The 3,720-nt window shown below is 46.5% G+C and carries 6 protein-coding genes; all 6 read right to left on the reverse strand.

The window, feature by feature from the left end; genetic code table 11:
* Positions 1-184 precede the first annotated feature (184 nt).
* Complete coding sequence (locus tag QZP87_RS12185) at positions 185-1,534, reverse strand: AAA family ATPase (RefSeq protein ID WP_363331017.1); 1,350 nt, start codon at positions 1,532-1,534, stop codon at positions 185-187.
* Positions 1,531-1,851 carry a nucleotidyltransferase domain-containing protein gene (locus QZP87_RS12190; RefSeq protein WP_291323197.1) on the reverse strand — a complete coding sequence of 107 codons (321 nt, stop codon included), beginning with the start codon at positions 1,849-1,851 and terminating at the stop codon, positions 1,531-1,533. Before QZP87_RS12190 ends, QZP87_RS12185 begins: the two co-directional genes overlap by 4 nt.
* A 16-nt stretch (positions 1,852-1,867) precedes the next feature.
* A complete protein-coding gene (locus QZP87_RS12195) occupies positions 1,868-2,221 on the reverse strand; it encodes a HEPN domain-containing protein (protein ID WP_291323198.1) in 354 nt (117 codons plus the stop codon).
* A 144-nt stretch (positions 2,222-2,365) separates the two neighbouring features.
* Positions 2,366-2,569 (reverse strand): hypothetical protein, encoded by a 204-nt coding sequence (locus QZP87_RS12200; protein ID WP_291323199.1) that lies wholly within the window; start codon positions 2,567-2,569, stop codon positions 2,366-2,368.
* 29 nt (positions 2,570-2,598) lie between these two features.
* Complete coding sequence (gene pseF / locus QZP87_RS12205) at positions 2,599-3,078, reverse strand: pseudaminic acid cytidylyltransferase (protein ID WP_291323200.1); 480 nt, start codon at positions 3,076-3,078, stop codon at positions 2,599-2,601.
* On the reverse strand, positions 3,075-3,720 hold a 646-nt coding region (locus tag QZP87_RS12210), incomplete at its 5' end, for a DegT/DnrJ/EryC1/StrS family aminotransferase (protein ID WP_291323201.1). The genes QZP87_RS12210 and pseF, both read right to left, overlap by 4 nt.

The following is a 3,720-nucleotide window of genomic DNA, read 5'->3' on the forward strand; positions in this document are numbered from 1 at the left end:
GGGACAGGCACTCCGGGACCCACTTGAGCATCATTTTGTGCTTAAAATATCTCATTTTCTGGGACAAGCGGGTCCCGGAAGAGCCAGTCCCCGTGCCACATGCAAAGCGCTAAACAGATACTCTCTACAGAGCTTATGTTCATTATTGTGTTGTTTGCAGACGCACTCCTGCCAACTTCCCAGATCAATCATTCCGGCTTTCCCACTCCATATCCCGCATCCTGTCATAGAGCATATTAATATCGTTAAAGACATGGAGCAATCTGTCATCGATCAGCCCGCTTTCTTCATCCAGAATCTCTGTAGCCTCACTGTTTTCCAACACATATGCCTTTACCATGTCTTGCCTCAGCGACATAATGTTTTGAATTTCCACTTGCTGGATTTCCAGGTCTTTGATCTTTTCCCTTTTAAGATGATTGTTCAGGGATTCCAGCACAAATGGACTGTGAGTCGTTAGAATAAACTGAGTATTGGGAAAGATTTTGACAAGATCAGCAACCACCCTTTGTTGCCAGGTGGGATGCAGATGCAGATCCACTTCGTCAATAATGACCATGCCTTCGCTTTCCAGTGGATCAGAAAGATGGGGGTTGGCCATTGTATAACGGGCGCACAGGTCAATTACCAGCCCAATCATGGTTTTGTAACCGTCGCTCAATTGTTCCAGAGCCAGGGACTGGCCGTCTTTTTTTACAATAAACCTCAGAGGGCTAACCTCAATATGCGGTTCGCTCAAATCCGGAAACAAGGCTGTTATAGCCCGACGTACTGCATTGAGTTCATTAAGGGTCAAGTCAAAGCTTTTCTTTTCTTTCTGAAGCCGGTACTCTCGGTTTTCCTTATTATAAAACCAGATAAAGGCAGAGCGAAAACGGCTGTCTGCGTTGAGAGCGCCTGACAGAGCCTCAAATCTGGAAGTTTTTTTCTGGAAACCCTTTCTGCTCAAGGGGATATCCAGTATGGCCCGGCTTACACCATAATAAGCAAAAAGAGGCAAATCAAAGTCAAGGTTATTGTTGTAACGGTCAAGAATCTGTTTATTTAGAACTGAGATAAGTTGTTTTGTACCTGTAGCTTTGGGTATCTGCTTTTTAGTATTAGGGCTTTTGTCCCTGCTTTGGGTAGTATCCCAGTGAATGTCATTAAATGATTCGAGAGTTACACGGGTATAGGGCAGTTTTCTGCAGTTTACCTCCCTGAGATCGTATTTTTTAAATGAAATACCCGAAACTTCAGGCAGGTGGGTGGCAATGACGCCAAACCCTATGGCCAGGGCATCCAGTATCGCAGACTTTCCGCTCCCATTGTCTCCGATGAATAAGTTCACTCCACTGGATAACTCAAGCTCAAGACGTTCAAAGCATCTGAAATTTTGCAAATATAATTTCTTGATTTTCATAATAGTAACTGTAGTCCGGGGTCTGTTGCCGCGTTTGGGTGTATGGAAGTATTCGTGTTTGGGTGTAAAGTCAAACACGGGGTCCGAAGTCCGGGGTCGGAAATCATGGTTCGGAAATCGGACATCGATCATTCACAGTTCAACTCGATCCCTGTCTTACTGATTTCATTCACCAACGGATTATCCCTGGTGAAATCATCGGGTCGAAACGGGCTTGGTTCAAGGCGATCATCAACTGAAAGGGCCAACTTCATCAACAAGACGCGCTCCGCGAAAAGATCTTCGGAAAAATCCGGGCTGACAATGGCCAAGTCAATGTCACTCCATTTACCGGCGGAACCTCTGGCATGCGATCCGTAAAGATACGCCTTTGTTACATGTTTCTCCTTTTGAAGTTGATCGATAAACCTGCGAACGGACTCTGTTATTTCAGAAGGGACTGTAGCCATGCGTAATACCTCTTTATCAGCAGCATATGCTGTTGCGAAAATTCGTGTGTGCATTTGTTTCGAAAAGATCTTTTGAAATCCGGATACCTGGTTCAATGTTAAAAGCTGTTATGGTGATAAAATCATTTTCTGTTTGTTCATCAATCTGGATCTGAGCTATTCTTGCCAGCCGAACAAGATTGTGTATTGGTGGAGCATGATCCCCGCAGATATCGACACAGAGGGCTTTCAACAATTTTTCCAGGGCTAAATGTCCAAAAAAGAGGGCATAGGAGTAATCTCCTTTTTCGATAAGATGATCAGCTACCCGCAGAGCATCGTCTGCTTCAGCAATCCAATATTTATTCAATTTTTCAATACTGATAGTCATATGATTTGCTTCTCGAGTATGTTCTAAAAGGCAAATGCCCGTGGACCGCCGTTAGACTCGACCTTCTCACTTTCAGTGTCCTTCTGTGCCTGCCCAGTGAAATCTCTTCCCATTTCACATCGGGTGTTCTGTGGGCTATGTTCTTCATTGCAAAATCTTTTCGTCTTCCATGCTCAGCAGGGCGGCAAACATCAGTTCAGCCCGCTTCCAGTCCTCGGGGGTATTGATATCCTGCACAAGATGCCTGGGCAGGATTACTGGCCTGGAATCAGCGGACATCACTGATGCATACTCTAGAAAAGAATTGACATGCCCCCAGTAAAACTGTGCTGCATCATGGTAGGCCATCTCACGTTCATGAGCGGGAATCTGGCCAACTACGGCACGATTCGTTCTAGGCTGCCGCCTGCAAGGATTCTGAATGCTCCGTGAACACGAAACTCATAAGAGGTTACGGAAAAAGCAAATGAGCATTTTTCATTTTTTAAGGCTTCAAATCCTTGTTTTAGATATTCTGGCTGCAGAAACGGTGCTGTGGCATAGATGCAGCAAGCATATTCAGGTTTTTGGGCCTGCTCGACAAGCCATTCCAAACAATGCCGGACAACAGCATTGGTCTTGGTGTAGTCGTCCGCCAATTCCCTGGGCCGCATAAAGGGTATCTCCGCTCCATGCTGCCTGGAGACCTCTGCAATTTCTTCGTCATCCGTTGACACAATGATCCTGTCAAAAAGCCCGGATTTCTGCGCTGCCTGGATTGAATAGGCGATAATGGACTGCCCGCAGAAATTCTTGATATTCTTGCGGGGAATGCGTTTGCTGCCGCCGCGGGCTAGAATTATGGCTATTGCCTTCATTGTTGCAAAGCCTCCCGGAACACACTAATCACATTCCCCTGTTCCTCATCACTCATTGCTGGAAAAAGTGGCAAAGTAATCGCCTCCTGGTAGTATTTTTCCGCTTCCGTAAACATGCCCTGTCCTGGCGTATAGCACCTGGCGTTTGGCGTTTGGCGTTCTACCCTCTGTGTCTCGTTCTCTTGTTTTTGCCCCATGCTCCATGCCCGGTGCCCCATGCCCCTGTAGTAGGGCTGAGTATGTAACGGAATATAATGGACGTTTACGCCTATGCCCTTTTCTCTCAAATAATCAAAGACCTGTCTACGGCTTAAGCCTGCATTTTCAATATTGAGGCGGATTACGTACAAGTGCCAGGCGGAATCACAGTCTGGATGCTGCCAGGGGGTAGACATGGGCAAGCCCTGGAGTAGCTGATCATATCTTTGGGCCAGTTTTTTTCGTCTGGATCCAAATTCATCCAATTTGGACAACTGGCTTAAGCCCAAGGCCGCCTGGATGTCGGTCATGCGGTAGTTGTGGCCGAGGTCTATCTGCTCGTAGTAGTAAGAAGGTATGGGCGTGTGCGTGTATGGGGGTATGGGGGTGTTTGAGTATGGGTGTATGGGCGTATGCACGTCTGGGTGTCTTTTACTCCCATAC

Source organism: Desulfonatronospira sp., assembly GCA_003563255.1.
Lineage (GTDB): Bacteria > Desulfobacterota > Desulfovibrionia > Desulfovibrionales > Desulfonatronovibrionaceae > Desulfonatronospira.